Here is a 13,121-nt window from a genome sequence, read left to right on the forward strand (position 1 = left end):
AGACAGTAATGGAAGACGATTACAAGATCCGCATGGTCGAGGAGTTCCACGAACTCAAAGACAGAATCAACAAGATCAACGACATCATCGAAAAATACAATAACGGCGAACGGGAGCACATCTCCGTAAGGGAAGCCTCCATGATGATGGCTCAATCCTACATCATGCAGGATTACGCGCTGGTCCTCTTCGACCGTCTCAAAGCAGCGGGCATCAACCCCGAATCCGACGACGTGGAACCGGAGGAGAAGCCACTGCCACCTGAACCGCAATCGCATGGATTCTTCATCCCGCGCGACGGCAAACCATACCTGATTCTCCACGACATGGACGGCACATGGTCATACGTGACGAACACGCTTGGCGTCATGCGCAAAATCCACAGTTGGAGTGAATTGCCCTACGATATCAACAAGTTCAATGGATACTTTAACTGGGAGCAGCTGGTCGAAGACCTCCAAGATTCAGCCTTCCCGCTCATCCCACTGAATGGCTTAAGTATGTTGGCAATCGCCAAGGCGCTCGCCGACAACGACTGATTCTTCCCCATCCGCCTGCAACCCGGATGGGGACCCATAAGCTTCGCCAGCCACTCCGATAAACAATCAAACAATGGAAAATTGGACGTTTATCGAATATCCACGTTCACCGGCTGGCAAAGATGGAACATCCAATGATGCTCCATGCCGTGGCGAAACATATCCAAACGAACCGTCACAAGCGTTTGCATACACGCGCCGCCACGGCAATCGTCCAAGCCCACGCAGTGGGAACAGGAACCGTACCACAAGACCATCGCCAATCGAACCAGACACCATATCTTCTCCTGTTACTCAAAGGTATACGACGATGATCTCGAACGGCTCGCGGTCCGAATCCGCGCTTGGACGCCAGCGGCATGACGTCAACGCCACCCATCGGGACGAAGTCTTTCACCTGGTTTTCTCCGCCCCGCATCGGGAACGATGGTCGGCCAGACTGGTTTCCCTTATTTTCCCAGTCGCCCCGCACACCCTTTTGCGAGCCAACCGTCCAGCGTCATGCCGCAACCCGCTTACCCCAACCACCAATCCAAGGAAGGAGCACACACAAATTGACGGCACCCATCATCTTCGAAGACGGCATCCTCACCAAAGACGAGGCAATCGCCTTCACAAAAGTAGGAAAGAAAACATTCGAAGACCTGTACGGGTCCCTCGGATACCAATCCGGCCAAAACAAACTCTTCACAAAAAAGGAACTCCTACTCCGATTCTACGAAATCAAGGACCAAGCAAAGGAGATCAAACAATGACCACCAGACGACTAGTCACCCCGAAAGACATACGAGACAGACAATTCCGACTCTCATTCCCATTCATGGGATACGACGCCAACCAAGTCGATGACTTCCTGGACGACTGCGCGCTCACCATCCACGCCCTCTGGAACGAAAACCGGAAACTCGCCACGGAAAACAGACGACTCCAACACGAGAACCAAACCCTCAAAACCGACGTGAGCTTCTACAGGCTCGCAGTAGACACCATCGAACACCAAACCAAGGAACAACAATGACCAACACCCCCGAATACGACTTCAGCAGCCTCCGCCCCGACGAACTCAACTCCACCATCGCCGGACTCGCCGCACTGAACAAACGAAGCGCCGAAGCCCTCAAAGCCGCAAAGGAAGAATGGCGGCGCTCGCATGACGGCGGCGATAAGGAGCACGCCGTGTTCGCCGGACTGGATGCGGGTGAAATCAGTCTCAGCAAAGGCACCGAAGGCCATTACGAGGTCGTTGACGAGCGTGCGTATGGTGCCATGCTGCATGACAGCAAGTTCCTCATCCCCGGTGGCAACGATGCGGCGGAGGCCGTATGGATGCCACGACCCGAAGCGAAGTCGGAAGCCTATCTGAAGGCCATGATCGCGGACCATGGTGGCGAACTCCCGCCCGGCGTCGAGTTCAAGCCGGGACGCGCCCAGACCGTCACGCTTCACACCACGAAAGGATTCGTGGACAAGGTTTTCACCAGCGAGATAGCCCCGAAGATGTTCCAGATGCTCACTTCGACCAAGGAAGAGTAGCCATGTGCAAAAGCCTTACCATCACCAACGAGCAGGACACTTGGAGCCGCGCCCAGCTCGCGGCACTGTCCCAGCTTGGAGTGCAGAACGCGCAGCCAGCCGACTTGGCGGTGTTCCTGCACCAATGCCAGCGTACCGGACTTGACCCTTTCAGCCGTCAAATCTACCTGATCGAACGCCGTCAGAAGCAAGGCAACGAATATGTTTCCAAGCAGACAATCCAAGTCGGCATTGACGGTTTCCGTCTCATCGCCCGTCGTGCGGCGGACAGGAACCATGAACTGTTCAGCGAACCGGAAACCCTCTGGTGCGGAGAGGATGGCGTCTGGCATGACGTGTGGATCGCCCAGACCCCTCCGGTCGCGGCGAAGGTCACCGTCCGTCGAGGAGAAGGCGAGTTCACCGGCGTGGCCCTCTACAGGGAATATGTCGGAACCCGTTACGACAAGAATCTCCGCAGGCAGGTCCCCACCAGCATGTGGACTTCGAAACCGGTGACCATGATCGCGAAATGCGCCGAAGCCCTCGCACTACGCAAGGCGTTCCCACAGGATTTGAGCGGCCTGTACACGACCGACGAGATGCAGCAGACCAACAACGAGACCGAAGAGGAAATGGTCGAAGCCGAAGTGGTTGACGAGCAGCCACGTCAGAAGCCACGACAATACGCTCCGCAGGTCCGTCAAGGCCAGCCGGAGCAGACCGCTGCCCAGGCCCCATCCAACGGTCCGGCCAGTCCCGACCAGTTGAAGGAAGTCACCGGCATCCTCCGCGCCTGCCAGATCAAACCGGAGGAAGCTGACGCGTTCATCCAGAAAATCCTCCACGACCAGACGGTCACGGGCGCAAGCCTCACGGCAGTGCAGGCACAAACATTCATCAACGAATACCACAAGCACATGCAGCAGCAAGGAGCGGCACAATGAAATACGATCCGAAGAAACTCACATACGGCGACGCGCTCAGCATCTCGACCGCCAACATGACCGTCACCGTCGAAGACGGAGGCGTACAGCATGTCACCGGCAAGCTGAAGCACCTCGACATGGACGACGCGCTCGCCTGCGACAATCCTGCGCTCCGTGATCTCATGGCATTGTCGCTCATCATCTCGGACAACGAGTATTTCGTCGTCCGTGACGACGATAAGGGAATCCTATGCCCGGCCATCAGATTCGACCATGACCTGAACGTCACCTGGAACACGATCATCTCCATCGAAGAGAATCCCGACGACGGCGTGGAGTTGGACTTCACGGACTGGAAGGCGACGCTCGTCAAGGTCGAGACCCCCACCGCCGACGTGGACAAGCCAACCACCGACACCCAAGCCGAGGAGTGGGAGAAGCAGCTTCCCAAGGCCAACGGATTCTACAAGGCCGCGACCGGCAGCGTATGGCTGCATTCCGGTGATACTTGGACCCCTATCCTGAACCGTCACGGCAACGTTCCGCCGCAAGCCTTGCAGCAGACCACCGAGGCATTCGCCGTCAGCAGCGGCCATTCGAAACGATTCCCGTTCGAACGCCTCTGCGAGAAGAGACTGCCGACCCGTCCGGGCTTCTACCGCAACAAGGACAAGACGAACCTATACCACCTCAACAGTTGCGGCGTGTGGAAGCTCATCGCCTACATGGGACCGGGCTTCGACTCGCATTCGTTGAAGGACCCATGGAAGTCGCAGTTCATTCCAGCGTTGAGCGGCGAGGTCATGTCCGAGAGAGACGTCCGAAACGACATGCCCCTCCACTACTGCACCCTCGGCCTCAAACAACCGAAGGAAGCGGACTGCGGGGCGAACTTTTGAACATCACCAGACGAGCCGGATGCACGTGCGCATACTGCGTGCGTCACGATCCAGTCAAGACCGGACTCATCCCATACTGCCGTAAATGCGGCAAAAGCGCTTGCGCCGCAGCACGAAGCCACATGATCATGTGCAACGTCGAAGCGTCCAACAGCCACAAGACGGCCGACCGTCTCAAAAACATGAAAGCCAAAGACCAGCAGGGATGGGTCGGACTCAAACCCCATCCACGACACGACAAGGAGAACAAGCAATGAGCACTCCGACCATCACCCTCGTGGGGCGAATCGTCAAAATCAAAAAGGACGGCAACCTGTTCAACGCCGGAACCACGAAGAACGGCAAGAACTACATCCAGTTCCGCATCCTCTGCTCCAACAGGGTCAAGAACCAGGACGGCTCATGGGGTTACGGCGCATCCTGCTCACGCACCTGCGAAGCATGGAACGATCTCGCCACGCACATCCAGAACAGCATCAAGGAAGGCGACGAGTATATCGTCATCGGCAACGAGTCCGATGATCGTTTCGATGATTCGTCCGGCGTCACCCACTACACGCAGAAGGTCAACGTCCGCGAGATCGGTCCGAGTCTCCGATGGGGCACCGCCCAACTGGTGAACGCAAGCCAGCAGTACGGCCAACGCCAGACCGCATCCGCTCCCGCCATGCCGCAGCAGGCAGGCCCCGACCCGTGGAGTGGCGGCGGATTCGACGGGTTCGGACAGCCAGCAGGAGAACCGGCGTTCTGATGCCACGCAACCGACAGTCGGCCAAAAAAGCCGGAACGGCAATGGAAACGGCGGTGGAACACTACCTGCAATGGGCGTTGGACGACCAACGCATCATCCGCCGCCGTCTCCACGGCAGCAACGACCTAGGCGACATCGCGAACATCTTCTTCCACGGCCAGCCGGTATGCGTGGAAGTCAAGAACACCAAACTCCTCAACGCCACGAAACACTACAACGAGGCGGCCGAGGAGGCCGGAAACCTTGACAGCCCATACCCGTGGGTCGTGCAGAAGAAGCCACATGTCGGCCTGTCCACGCTCGAACGAATCGGCCAACAGCTCGCATACACGGATCTGGAAACCTACCACACCATGTGCGCGCTGTCCGGACGGTTCACTGAAAAATTCGACATCGACCTCATCGGACGAAGCAGACAATACGTCTGCATCACCTTGGAGAACCTAGCCCTCATCCTCAACGCCGGACTGCCACTCGGACCGGAAGGACAATCATGATCGCGACAGTCGCCACATGCGCCCTCATCGTCAGTGCCATCGGATTCGTCATCATGCTCTGCTCGCTAAACCTCATCGACCGTAACAGGCCGTCAGGCGACTGGCTGTGGATATTGGGCATGACCCTAGTGGAAGGCGGTTCGATAACCATCATCACCGACATCGGAATAGGACTCATGACATGACAGGAGAATCTGAAGTGAGGGACGGCCACACCCGACTCGACAACGGATTCTGGGCCGACGCGAGGATATGCAGACTCCGCGACGAAATGCCAAGAGCGGCGCTCATCTACGTCATGGCATTGAGCTGGTGCAGCTGCAACCTCACCGATGGAGACATCGACACCGACCAGCTGACGTACACGCTTGGCGCATCCGAACAGGAGATCGAAACCCTCATCGACATCGGCCTGTTCCAACAGACCATCACCGGCGTGCGCATCAACGAATACCAGTCGAACGGGAACCACACCAGAAAAGAACTGGCCGACCGGACGGCCCGCAACACGGCAAGCAAACGCCGAAGCCGCGCACGACAGGAATCCGACGACAAGTATTCCGCCGATTTCGAAACCTTCTGGAAAGCGTATCCACGACACGTTGACAAGCGTCCCGCCTGGAAAGCATGGAAGAACGCCATCCAAGACACGAGCACGGACACCATCATCAACAGCGCCCGAGCCTACGCCAGACAGGTTGAGATCGAAGGAACCGAACCCAAATACGTCAAATACGCGGCCACATGGCTCAACGCGGCGGGGTGGGAAAACGAATACGACATCCGACCAACCCTCACCCTTCGCACCAATCCGACCATGACGAGCCGCAACGAATCGAACCGCATGGCGAACCTCAACAGGGCATGGCAGTACATGAGCGACGAGGAACGCCAACGTGCGATGGGAGGAACAGGATGATAACCAAAGGAGAGGCCGCGATGCTGCTGACCACGATCAACGCGCATCACGGCAACGCCCAATGGGACGACCTGCAATTGGACGAGTTCTACCGCGAACTCGACAAGCGCAGCAACATCCAAGACATGCGGACAGCGGTCGTGAGATTCTATGCGACCCAATCTGACAAGTGGATGCGTGCCGCCGACATCAACATCCTCTGCAAGAAAATCCGCGCAAGCCGGATTCCCGACGAGAACACCATCCAACAGCTCGCCGCCAAGCATCACGTCACGGCGGACGACTATTGGGAGTTCAAACGTCGCGTCATCTTCGGCACCGCGCGGGAAGCCCAAGAGTTGGGTGAAGCCGTCAGCAAGGCCCTCGAACGGGCCGACCGTCCGCAAATCGCATCCAAGCCCATCGCACGCCAGCCAACCGTGGCCGACGATCTGGCAGACCTGTTCAAAACACCATGAGCAAATGGAAGGAAACCAACAAGTACGGCATCCGTGAAAGCAACGCCGCCTACTGGCGTTACACGCGGCGGATGGACAAGGAAGCCGAAATCCTCAAGGAACTCGGACCACAGCCTCCAACGCATGTGGACCTGACCGGACTGGAAACCTATATCCAACGATTACGTGAATCCAAGGAGCCAACAATGGACGACAATTATCTCATCTGGTTCGATGTCGAAACCAGCGGACTCGACCCAATGTCCGACAATCTACTGGAAGTCGAAGCCAGAATCACCGACATGAAGGGCCTTCAGGTGCCACTCACCGACGACCCCCTGATATTCCATAGGGTCATCCGTTTCGATGACAACATGCCAATCCGCGCGTTCAACAGCACGACCATCGACATGCATTCCAGAAACGGACTCATCGGCGAATGCATGAACGCGGAAGACACGCTCAAAAACGTGGACAAGCAGATGGCCGTCTGGCTCATCGACACGGGCCTCGACCCCGGTCTCATGCATCCAGCCGGAACCAACGTCCACTTCGATATCCGATGGCTCGACGTGAACATGCCCAACACGAGCGGCATCCTCCACAAGCTCAGCCACCGGCGACTCGACCTCACCAGTTTCCGCCTCTTGGAACTCGCCCACGGCGGCGACCCATACGATTGCGGCCACGAAACCACGCATCGCACAACCGACTGCCTCAACCGCGACATCTCCGAATACGAAACCATCAGCAGCCAGCAAGGACAGCGAAAATGACCCTAGAAACCCTCGAAATCCAACCGCTCACCCCAAACGCCACAGTCACCCGCGCCCACGACGCGGACGCCGGACTCGACCTCCACTGCATCGAAGACTTCCACATCGACGGACTCGACCGCATCACGGTCGGCACCGGCATCGCGATCAACCTGCCCGAAGGCTACATGGCACGAGTCTGCCCACGTTCCGGCCTCGCCAAGAATTACGGCATCGACATCCTCGGCGGCATCATCGACGCCGGATACCGTGGCGAAATCAAAGTCATCCTGCATAACACGTCAACCAGCCGCATCAACTTCCGTTGCGGCGACCGTATCGCGCAACTCGTCATCACGCCGGTGGAAACCCCCAGAATCCGCAAGGTCGCCGAATTCACCGACACGACGGAACGCGGAGGAAACGGATTCGGCTCGACCGGACGATGAACGACGGGAACCAGCCATGAAACGAAACGTCTACACCATCCACGGACAACGATTACGAAACACACAAGCGTCAATGCTTGTCCACATCGTCGAAACGCATCGAATGCCATCATCCGCGTTCCGCGCGAAACCGTTGGCCACGTTGGGCTCCCTCATCGACAGGCATCTCATCATCCCCCTCGCGGACGGCACCTACAAGCCAACCAAGCAAGGCATCGAGACCGCCGACGCGATCAAACGATTAGACAAGGAAGAGCCAATACGACAGCCAAACATCGTCGAACGCGGCATCAACCGAAACTTCAACAAATACTGGAACGACTACTACTCGCATCCACGCACATACGAATACCACCCGACACTGGAAACCATCTGCGAAAGGAGCCGATGATGCAGACACTCAGCCCGAAACAGCAGGAAATGCTCACTGACGTGAGCAACATGCAAGGCCAATATCAGGCCGTCGACAACCAGACCGGCAGGGCACTGCTCCGCAAGAAACTTATCCGTCAAGTGAACGACCAGTTCGAGACAACCAAGGAAGGCGAACGACTGCACATGGAAATCGTGAACCAGGCATTCGAGAACGCAAGGATGGTGCTAAATGACTGACAACATAAATCCAAGCCACTATAAGGACGGCCCATTCGAATGCATCGAACTATCCAGACTACTTACTTCCGACTGGGGCCAAGCCATCCAATACTGCTTCAGATGGCAACACAAGAACGGCGTGGAAGACCTCAAGAAGGCACTCTGGTTCATCAATGACGCGCTCAGCCACAACGTGCCGCCAATTGCCGCATGGAACAGAGAGGATGCCTGCGCCTCCGAAGCCAAAGCCGATAGGCTTCTCGAAATACTGGCGACTGAAAACTGGGCCGACCTCGGACGATTCTGGCTGGAACTCAAACACGGAACCGCATGGACGGTACGTTTGGCGCTCGCCGAAAAGATCAATGAAATCGAAAAGGAAGGCAAATAATCATGGAACATATCGTGCAGTTCGCCATCGGCATTGACGACAAGACCATTCAGAACCGTATCGAGGAACACGCCTACACGGACGTGCTTAACAAGCTCACCAAAGAAGCCGTGGACAGTGTTTTCGCACACACCAGCGCGTATTCGCGGGAAATTATGTGGAAAAGCCTGATGGAGAACGCTTTGCAAAGCTTCCTCGAAGAACGCAAGGACGAGATCATCGACAAGGCCGCGAACATGCTCGCCGACCGGTTCCAACGGACGAAGAAATATCGGGAAGCCATGGGAGACGCCATCGCAAAGGACGGTGAGTGATGAACGGCTTGAACAATGTTGATAAAACTCTGATTGTCACGGTCGCTGGATTCATCGCAATAGCCCTTTTGACTGGATTCGGCATCTACGCGTCTTGGTATGTGGGCACGCATCATGATTACGGCATGACGACGGTCAAGACCGGCGACGTGACATGGGCCTGCCTCACCGACCGCGATACGACCATTGGCTGCGACACCGTGGAGGAATACAAGTGAAGAAAATACTTGAAAACATGATCATCAAATGGCATCAGGCCGGATATTCGCTCAACGAGATCGCGCCACTCGTGCCGCAAGTGCCGAAAGCCGAAATCGAAGCCATAATCCGCCAGCACGACAAGGAGAAACGACTTTGACCGGCTACATCATCTGGCCGAAGGGTGACATGAGACTGCATACATGCCGAGTGTACAAGACGCTCCAAGAGGCATCGGACGCGGCACAGGAGAGCGCCGACTTCCACCACAGGCCCGTAGAGGTGCGTGCAGCCAACGAAACCCAGCAGCGAATCATTAAAACCTTCGAACCAAGGAAACATAGATGAGCGAAGAAATACGAGTGGGAACCACCTGCGTCACATTCCGTGTGACGGCGTTCGACAAGCAGACTGAGATTGCGACAGTCCAAGTGGACGTACCAATCTACGCGAACATCGGCGACGATATTGGAAACAATGAAAAAGGCTTTATCGAAGCCCACGTGCAGAAGGATTTCGACAAGAAGGTAGAGCACGCATTGCAAGTGTTCGCGGACACGTTGGAAGCGTCATTCAAGGAAGGAGAGCGAAATGTTGAGAAGCATTGATTTCAAAACCATGCCTTACCTGTTTACCGACAAGACTGGCACTTGTCTGACTGTGAAGTTCGACGGCAGGGAACTGGATGACATCTACAAGCAGGTGAAAGCCATGTACGATCATGAGCACCCGTCTGATGGCATGCCCATCGAACCAACGGAACCGGGCTGGTATATGACTCGGGATGGTGAAGACCTGTTGAGCTTCGACGGTGACGCATGGCATATCCACCATCTCGGCGGTGGTGCGGAACCGTTCGCTGACGGTGATCTGGAAACGATGGACTGGAGCGTGGTCAGACGAACGTTCGATGCTGACTCATTTCCTTTAATTCCAGTCAATCCAAGAAAACCGAATATGACATGGGAGTCCACGAATGTTCAACAGAAAGCATAGGAAAGTCCGATACGTCACATGCCCGTACTGCGGCAAAAGCCCAGTCATATCGGAAGGGCGCAGCATCACGGACAAGAACAAGCTCGTCATGCATTACAAGTGTCCAAACAATCATCTGACCACCGGCGATACGCCATATCCAAGCCATGCATTGGACCTTTGGCTTCTCGCAGTCGGCAAGGTGCTGAAAGTCGATGACGTGATATGCGACTACTTCGCCAAACAGCAAAAGAAGGAGACGGAACGATGACCGAGCATGAGGACTACTGCGTGAGCATCCGCAAATCCTACAGACCGCCGTACCGCAAGCCGGTCGGATGCACGGTCGTGTTATGGGCTTGGAGCAGTTACGACGAAACATGGTGGTATGCGGCCAGACGTGAATACCTGTTCGCGGACTACAACAGCAGCCACAAGAAAGCGTTACGGCGGGCGAGACGGGACGCTAGAAAACTCGCCGGAATCTTCGACTGCACCAACCATGACACCAACGAGAAAGGAATGTGGCAATGAGCGACGTGCATGAATCATTGACGGACTGGCGGACACTGCCCGTGAGCACGCTCGCCGGTCATAGGGCGATAGTCCAACTCGACGAGGGCACGATCATCGACGGGTATCTGGAATACGTGCCGTCGAAACTCCGCAAGGAACTACGAGGCGCGACGGAAGGAATCTGCGAAACGTTGACGGTCGAGGGCGTGTACCAGCCGGTAATCATCAGCGTGAACGCAGGTGAGAAGCATCTGGCCAATGGGGTGAAAGCCGTGAACATCCTCAAGGAGATGAGCGCATGAGAAACGCATTCCACACAGACCACGAACCGACCGACTTGCAAGGGGACATGAAATGAGCGTGCTATACCACGGCGGAGTTCCAGACATGAAACCCGGCGACATCATCGAACGTTGGGCGGCACGCGAATACGCCGACATGCGGCACATCATGAGCGAAGCCGAAAGGAGCATCAAATGAGCATAAGAACGAGAACAACCTACTTGGCGGTGTGCGACTATCCGGGCTGTTGCCTGGGGCACGAATTCTGGGAATTAACCGAGGAACACGCAATCGAAACCGTTATCGACGATGACGAATGGCTGTGCCTGTTCACCGGTGATAATGAGCCGAGATTCTTCTGCCCCTTGCACTTGCGATACAAGCCAGACTCCTCGCCGGATGACTCGCCGACAGTCCTTTTCGATTCAGACAGTCCAACAACACAACCAGCCTTGCACGCTCTAAACAAGTACTACGAGGATATGAGCACACCGCAACCACTGCCAAAACTGGAATGCGAGGACACGATAATCGCCATTCTGCAAGACGAAAACTGGGAGGAACACCATGGTGACGAACGTGAGTGAAAAGGACAAGACCCTGCAAGAAGTCATCGAATGGTGTGAGACGGAATGGAATAAAACCAATCACGACTCAGACAATCCTGACAAGGAACTGCTAGAAAAATACACCGTCTACGACGGTTTGACCAGCGCCTATGAGTTCGTCATCGGTCACTGTTGTTCCATGCTCGGATATTCCGGCTCCATGCCGTCCGAGGTGCCGAATCAAAGCGAGGACGAAAAAATGATCGGTGTGTTAGAACTCCTACCGCATGACATGGGTCTACGTGTGGAACTCGATACGAACGAAACATACTACCTGAAAAGCGGATGGACAGAACGCTGTGACGGGATTTATGGGATTGCTTGCGGATACGAGGATTGCTCCGAAGGCATTACGTGGTTTAGAGACCCGGGTCGCATCGCAATCATGAACAGCCGCGTGAAGCTAGCAGTCCCATTCGATGAACACGAAACCAAAGCCATCAAGCGAAACGAGGATACGAACATGAAGGAGACAAACCGATGAACGACGATAAGCAACATGCGGTGTGGCGTGAAAGCATTGAAAAATACGGCAAGGAGACACAAAGCATCGTCTGCATGGAGGAATGCTCCGAACTCATCCAAGCCATCAGCAAGCGCCTACGCGGCAAGCCCGACGCCACCGACAATCTCGCAGAGGAAATGGCCGATGTGACCATCTGCCTGTACCTGCTCAAAGAAATGTACGGCATCACCGACGAGCAGTTGGATGAATGGATTGCACGCAAGACGGCAAGGCAATCCAAGCGAATGCAGGCCGATGACCCATTCCTGGAAAGCGAGGCCACGGAAATGAACGCGGCGGAAACCGATAAAAGAACGCTGCCTATGGCTGATACGCACTATGCGGTCAGTATCAGGCACATCTACGACGCGCATACCGACATGCTCAAGGGATACAAGCTGATCCTCTGGGAAGTGCAGGAAATAGCCGCGATAGCTGTAGCGGAACGCGACTATCCGACCGGAATGTTCGACCCGATACCGCAACAAACGTTGGATGATGCGGACGCACTCGCACGCATATTCAAATGCAGGAACTACGGGACCGACGAAACGGAGATGTGGAATGAGCAGGGCTGATACCACTGCCATGCTGTCTGAGCTGGTGGAGAAGCGTTTGAAGAATCGCGTGAGTTTTTGGGCGAGCGAGGTCAACTTCGACCTTGGAACACCACGGAACAGGCGCATCGACTACATCGGATTCAAGCCTTTCACGCCCGGCTACGTGCTCGAACCAAGCAGTGTGGAACTCGGCATTTTCTCCTGCTACGAAATCAAGTCATGCATGGCTGATTTCAAATCGGGTCACGGGCTGACGTTCTACGGTGACGAAAACTATCTAGTCACCACGCCTGAGCTTGCGGATGAACTGCGTGTGAGCCACCAGATTCCGCGAGACATCGACCAAGTGCTGGTGCCCACGACCAAAGGGGACAAGCTCAGATGCCTGTACGACGTGTCCTATGGAGACAAGCGGAACAGCTACAGGCGGCGTCCGGCAAGCGAAATGCTGTACGCCATGATCGAAGCAAACGGAAAGAGGACAAATTGAG

30 protein-coding genes are annotated in these 13,121 nt (G+C 55.7%); all 30 read left to right on the plus strand.

The genetic code is table 11. The features are described 5' to 3' along the window. Positions 1-8: 8 nt before the first annotated feature. The 30 genes from AH68_RS04645 to AH68_RS10065 all read left to right on the plus strand — a co-directional run bounded on the left by AH68_RS04645 (position 9) and on the right by AH68_RS10065 (position 13,120). Positions 9-539 (plus strand): crAss001_48 related protein, encoded by a 531-nt coding sequence (locus tag AH68_RS04645; RefSeq protein ID WP_039198080.1) that lies wholly within the window; start codon positions 9-11, stop codon positions 537-539. Positions 540-1,093: 554 nt separating this feature from the next. Continuing rightward, entirely contained in the window at positions 1,094-1,294 is a 201-nt protein-coding gene (locus tag AH68_RS10730; protein WP_039198082.1) for a hypothetical protein, read from the plus strand. Further along, complete coding sequence (locus AH68_RS10735; protein ID WP_039198084.1) at positions 1,291-1,557, plus strand: DivIVA domain-containing protein; 267 nt, start codon at positions 1,291-1,293, stop codon at positions 1,555-1,557. The genes AH68_RS10730 and AH68_RS10735 overlap by 4 nt, the downstream gene beginning before the upstream one ends. Continuing rightward, entirely contained in the window at positions 1,554-2,072 is a 519-nt protein-coding gene (locus AH68_RS10740) for a hypothetical protein (protein WP_052189148.1), read from the plus strand. The genes AH68_RS10735 and AH68_RS10740 overlap by 4 nt, the downstream gene beginning before the upstream one ends. A gap of 2 nt (positions 2,073-2,074) precedes the next feature. After that, positions 2,075-2,998, plus strand: coding sequence for a phage recombination protein Bet (gene bet / locus AH68_RS04665; RefSeq protein WP_052189149.1), 924 nt, complete (start codon positions 2,075-2,077; stop codon positions 2,996-2,998). Further along, complete coding sequence (locus tag AH68_RS04670; protein WP_039198086.1) at positions 2,995-3,879, plus strand: hypothetical protein; 885 nt, start codon at positions 2,995-2,997, stop codon at positions 3,877-3,879. The genes bet and AH68_RS04670 overlap by 4 nt, the downstream gene beginning before the upstream one ends. A 122-nt stretch (positions 3,880-4,001) precedes the next feature. Then, the gene (locus AH68_RS11165) at positions 4,002-4,136 is read left to right on the plus strand and encodes a hypothetical protein (protein ID WP_268871205.1); all 135 of its coding nucleotides are present in this window, start codon (positions 4,002-4,004) and stop codon (positions 4,134-4,136) included. After that, entirely contained in the window at positions 4,133-4,630 is a 498-nt protein-coding gene (locus tag AH68_RS04680) for a single-stranded DNA-binding protein (RefSeq protein WP_039198092.1), read from the plus strand. Before AH68_RS11165 ends, AH68_RS04680 begins: the two co-directional genes overlap by 4 nt. Continuing rightward, complete coding sequence (locus AH68_RS04685; protein ID WP_039198094.1) at positions 4,630-5,127, plus strand: hypothetical protein; 498 nt, start codon at positions 4,630-4,632, stop codon at positions 5,125-5,127. The genes AH68_RS04680 and AH68_RS04685 overlap by 1 nt, the downstream gene beginning before the upstream one ends. After that, a complete protein-coding gene (locus tag AH68_RS04690; RefSeq protein ID WP_039198097.1) occupies positions 5,124-5,312 on the plus strand; it encodes a hypothetical protein in 189 nt (62 codons plus the stop codon). Before AH68_RS04685 ends, AH68_RS04690 begins: the two co-directional genes overlap by 4 nt. After that, positions 5,309-6,046 carry a hypothetical protein gene (locus tag AH68_RS04695; protein WP_144245696.1) on the plus strand — a complete coding sequence of 246 codons (738 nt, stop codon included), beginning with the start codon at positions 5,309-5,311 and terminating at the stop codon, positions 6,044-6,046. The genes AH68_RS04690 and AH68_RS04695 overlap by 4 nt, the downstream gene beginning before the upstream one ends. Further along, the gene (locus tag AH68_RS10060; RefSeq protein ID WP_052189150.1) at positions 6,043-6,504 is read left to right on the plus strand and encodes a hypothetical protein; all 462 of its coding nucleotides are present in this window, start codon (positions 6,043-6,045) and stop codon (positions 6,502-6,504) included. Before AH68_RS04695 ends, AH68_RS10060 begins: the two co-directional genes overlap by 4 nt. Beyond that, positions 6,501-7,259 (plus strand): 3'-5' exonuclease family protein, encoded by a 759-nt coding sequence (locus AH68_RS04705; protein WP_052189151.1) that lies wholly within the window; start codon positions 6,501-6,503, stop codon positions 7,257-7,259. The genes AH68_RS10060 and AH68_RS04705 overlap by 4 nt, the downstream gene beginning before the upstream one ends. Continuing rightward, positions 7,256-7,687 carry a dUTP diphosphatase gene (dut, locus tag AH68_RS04710; protein WP_039198101.1) on the plus strand — a complete coding sequence of 144 codons (432 nt, stop codon included), beginning with the start codon at positions 7,256-7,258 and terminating at the stop codon, positions 7,685-7,687. Before AH68_RS04705 ends, dut begins: the two co-directional genes overlap by 4 nt. Before the next feature lie 73 nt (positions 7,688-7,760). Beyond that, positions 7,761-8,078, plus strand: coding sequence for a hypothetical protein (locus AH68_RS04715; protein ID WP_039198103.1), 318 nt, complete (start codon positions 7,761-7,763; stop codon positions 8,076-8,078). After that, positions 8,075-8,299 (plus strand): hypothetical protein, encoded by a 225-nt coding sequence (locus tag AH68_RS04720; protein WP_144245698.1) that lies wholly within the window; start codon positions 8,075-8,077, stop codon positions 8,297-8,299. The genes AH68_RS04715 and AH68_RS04720 overlap by 4 nt, the downstream gene beginning before the upstream one ends. Next, the gene (locus AH68_RS04725; RefSeq protein ID WP_039198107.1) at positions 8,292-8,672 is read left to right on the plus strand and encodes a DUF3310 domain-containing protein; all 381 of its coding nucleotides are present in this window, start codon (positions 8,292-8,294) and stop codon (positions 8,670-8,672) included. The genes AH68_RS04720 and AH68_RS04725 overlap by 8 nt, the downstream gene beginning before the upstream one ends. 2 nt (positions 8,673-8,674) lie before the next feature. Next, positions 8,675-8,986: a hypothetical protein gene (locus AH68_RS04730; protein ID WP_039198108.1), complete on the plus strand. Its 312-nt coding sequence runs from the start codon at positions 8,675-8,677 to the stop codon at positions 8,984-8,986. Beyond that, positions 8,986-9,204, plus strand: a complete 219-nt coding sequence (locus AH68_RS04735; RefSeq protein WP_039198110.1) for a hypothetical protein — start codon at positions 8,986-8,988, stop codon at positions 9,202-9,204. Before AH68_RS04730 ends, AH68_RS04735 begins: the two co-directional genes overlap by 1 nt. Further along, complete coding sequence (locus tag AH68_RS04740; RefSeq protein ID WP_039198112.1) at positions 9,201-9,344, plus strand: hypothetical protein; 144 nt, start codon at positions 9,201-9,203, stop codon at positions 9,342-9,344. The genes AH68_RS04735 and AH68_RS04740 overlap by 4 nt, the downstream gene beginning before the upstream one ends. Positions 9,345-9,528: 184 nt before the next feature. Further along, positions 9,529-9,792 carry a hypothetical protein gene (locus AH68_RS04750; RefSeq protein WP_039198116.1) on the plus strand — a complete coding sequence of 88 codons (264 nt, stop codon included), beginning with the start codon at positions 9,529-9,531 and terminating at the stop codon, positions 9,790-9,792. Next, positions 9,776-10,180, plus strand: a complete 405-nt coding sequence (locus AH68_RS04755) for a hypothetical protein (RefSeq protein ID WP_039198118.1) — start codon at positions 9,776-9,778, stop codon at positions 10,178-10,180. Before AH68_RS04750 ends, AH68_RS04755 begins: the two co-directional genes overlap by 17 nt. Further along, on the plus strand, positions 10,161-10,430 hold the full coding sequence (locus tag AH68_RS04760) for a hypothetical protein (RefSeq protein WP_039198121.1): 270 nt from the start codon (positions 10,161-10,163) through the stop codon (positions 10,428-10,430). The genes AH68_RS04755 and AH68_RS04760 overlap by 20 nt, the downstream gene beginning before the upstream one ends. Further along, complete coding sequence (locus AH68_RS04765) at positions 10,427-10,693, plus strand: hypothetical protein (RefSeq protein ID WP_039198122.1); 267 nt, start codon at positions 10,427-10,429, stop codon at positions 10,691-10,693. Before AH68_RS04760 ends, AH68_RS04765 begins: the two co-directional genes overlap by 4 nt. Beyond that, the gene (locus AH68_RS04770) at positions 10,690-10,977 is read left to right on the plus strand and encodes a hypothetical protein (RefSeq protein ID WP_039198124.1); all 288 of its coding nucleotides are present in this window, start codon (positions 10,690-10,692) and stop codon (positions 10,975-10,977) included. Before AH68_RS04765 ends, AH68_RS04770 begins: the two co-directional genes overlap by 4 nt. 52 nt (positions 10,978-11,029) lie before the next feature. Continuing rightward, on the plus strand, positions 11,030-11,155 hold the full coding sequence (locus tag AH68_RS11170; RefSeq protein ID WP_268871206.1) for a hypothetical protein: 126 nt from the start codon (positions 11,030-11,032) through the stop codon (positions 11,153-11,155). Continuing rightward, positions 11,152-11,544, plus strand: a complete 393-nt coding sequence (locus AH68_RS04775; protein ID WP_052189152.1) for a hypothetical protein — start codon at positions 11,152-11,154, stop codon at positions 11,542-11,544. Before AH68_RS11170 ends, AH68_RS04775 begins: the two co-directional genes overlap by 4 nt. Beyond that, positions 11,525-12,049, plus strand: a complete 525-nt coding sequence (locus tag AH68_RS04780) for a hypothetical protein (protein WP_039198126.1) — start codon at positions 11,525-11,527, stop codon at positions 12,047-12,049. Before AH68_RS04775 ends, AH68_RS04780 begins: the two co-directional genes overlap by 20 nt. Then, on the plus strand, positions 12,046-12,648 hold the full coding sequence (locus AH68_RS10970) for a nucleoside triphosphate pyrophosphohydrolase family protein (RefSeq protein WP_236682456.1): 603 nt from the start codon (positions 12,046-12,048) through the stop codon (positions 12,646-12,648). Before AH68_RS04780 ends, AH68_RS10970 begins: the two co-directional genes overlap by 4 nt. Beyond that, positions 12,635-13,120 carry a hypothetical protein gene (locus tag AH68_RS10065; RefSeq protein WP_052189153.1) on the plus strand — a complete coding sequence of 162 codons (486 nt, stop codon included), beginning with the start codon at positions 12,635-12,637 and terminating at the stop codon, positions 13,118-13,120. Before AH68_RS10970 ends, AH68_RS10065 begins: the two co-directional genes overlap by 14 nt. Position 13,121: the final 1 nt, after the last annotated feature.

This window comes from Bifidobacterium catenulatum PV20-2 (assembly GCF_000800455.1).
Classification (GTDB): Bacteria; Actinomycetota; Actinomycetes; order Actinomycetales; family Bifidobacteriaceae; genus Bifidobacterium; species Bifidobacterium kashiwanohense_A.

Excerpts from the sequence above, each read along its gene's own strand:
- AH68_RS04725 (WP_039198107.1), top strand. The coding sequence starts at position 8,292 with ATGACTGACAACATAAATCCAAGCCACTATAAGGACGGCCCATTCGAA.
- AH68_RS04780 (WP_039198126.1), top strand. The coding sequence starts at position 11,525 with ATGGTGACGAACGTGAGTGAAAAGGACAAGACCCTGCAAGAAGTCATC.
- AH68_RS11170 (WP_268871206.1), top strand. The coding sequence starts at position 11,030 with ATGAGCGTGCTATACCACGGCGGAGTTCCAGACATGAAACCCGGCGAC.
- AH68_RS10740 (WP_052189148.1), top strand. The coding sequence starts at position 1,554 with ATGACCAACACCCCCGAATACGACTTCAGCAGCCTCCGCCCCGACGAA.
- AH68_RS04680 (WP_039198092.1), top strand. The coding sequence starts at position 4,133 with ATGAGCACTCCGACCATCACCCTCGTGGGGCGAATCGTCAAAATCAAA.
- AH68_RS04770 (WP_039198124.1), top strand. The coding sequence starts at position 10,690 with ATGAGCGACGTGCATGAATCATTGACGGACTGGCGGACACTGCCCGTG.
- AH68_RS10065 (WP_052189153.1), top strand. The coding sequence starts at position 12,635 with ATGAGCAGGGCTGATACCACTGCCATGCTGTCTGAGCTGGTGGAGAAG.
- AH68_RS04775 (WP_052189152.1), top strand. The coding sequence starts at position 11,152 with ATGAGCATAAGAACGAGAACAACCTACTTGGCGGTGTGCGACTATCCG.
- AH68_RS10060 (WP_052189150.1), top strand. The coding sequence starts at position 6,043 with ATGATAACCAAAGGAGAGGCCGCGATGCTGCTGACCACGATCAACGCG.
- AH68_RS04735 (WP_039198110.1), top strand. The coding sequence starts at position 8,986 with ATGAACGGCTTGAACAATGTTGATAAAACTCTGATTGTCACGGTCGCT.
- AH68_RS04715 (WP_039198103.1), top strand. The coding sequence starts at position 7,761 with ATGCTTGTCCACATCGTCGAAACGCATCGAATGCCATCATCCGCGTTC.
- AH68_RS04685 (WP_039198094.1), top strand. The coding sequence starts at position 4,630 with ATGCCACGCAACCGACAGTCGGCCAAAAAAGCCGGAACGGCAATGGAA.
- AH68_RS04755 (WP_039198118.1), top strand. The coding sequence starts at position 9,776 with ATGTTGAGAAGCATTGATTTCAAAACCATGCCTTACCTGTTTACCGAC.
- AH68_RS04765 (WP_039198122.1), top strand. The coding sequence starts at position 10,427 with ATGACCGAGCATGAGGACTACTGCGTGAGCATCCGCAAATCCTACAGA.
- AH68_RS10735 (WP_039198084.1), top strand. The coding sequence starts at position 1,291 with ATGACCACCAGACGACTAGTCACCCCGAAAGACATACGAGACAGACAA.
- dut (WP_039198101.1), top strand. The coding sequence starts at position 7,256 with ATGACCCTAGAAACCCTCGAAATCCAACCGCTCACCCCAAACGCCACA.
- bet (WP_052189149.1), top strand. The coding sequence starts at position 2,075 with ATGTGCAAAAGCCTTACCATCACCAACGAGCAGGACACTTGGAGCCGC.
- AH68_RS04705 (WP_052189151.1), top strand. The coding sequence starts at position 6,501 with ATGAGCAAATGGAAGGAAACCAACAAGTACGGCATCCGTGAAAGCAAC.
- AH68_RS04760 (WP_039198121.1), top strand. The coding sequence starts at position 10,161 with ATGTTCAACAGAAAGCATAGGAAAGTCCGATACGTCACATGCCCGTAC.
- AH68_RS04670 (WP_039198086.1), top strand. The coding sequence starts at position 2,995 with ATGAAATACGATCCGAAGAAACTCACATACGGCGACGCGCTCAGCATC.
- AH68_RS04690 (WP_039198097.1), top strand. The coding sequence starts at position 5,124 with ATGATCGCGACAGTCGCCACATGCGCCCTCATCGTCAGTGCCATCGGA.
- AH68_RS04720 (WP_144245698.1), top strand. The coding sequence starts at position 8,075 with ATGATGCAGACACTCAGCCCGAAACAGCAGGAAATGCTCACTGACGTG.
- AH68_RS04730 (WP_039198108.1), top strand. The coding sequence starts at position 8,675 with ATGGAACATATCGTGCAGTTCGCCATCGGCATTGACGACAAGACCATT.
- AH68_RS04695 (WP_144245696.1), top strand. The coding sequence starts at position 5,309 with ATGACAGGAGAATCTGAAGTGAGGGACGGCCACACCCGACTCGACAAC.
- AH68_RS04750 (WP_039198116.1), top strand. The coding sequence starts at position 9,529 with ATGAGCGAAGAAATACGAGTGGGAACCACCTGCGTCACATTCCGTGTG.
- AH68_RS11165 (WP_268871205.1), top strand. The coding sequence starts at position 4,002 with ATGATCATGTGCAACGTCGAAGCGTCCAACAGCCACAAGACGGCCGAC.
- AH68_RS10970 (WP_236682456.1), top strand. The coding sequence starts at position 12,046 with ATGAACGACGATAAGCAACATGCGGTGTGGCGTGAAAGCATTGAAAAA.
- AH68_RS04645 (WP_039198080.1), top strand. The coding sequence starts at position 9 with ATGGAAGACGATTACAAGATCCGCATGGTCGAGGAGTTCCACGAACTC.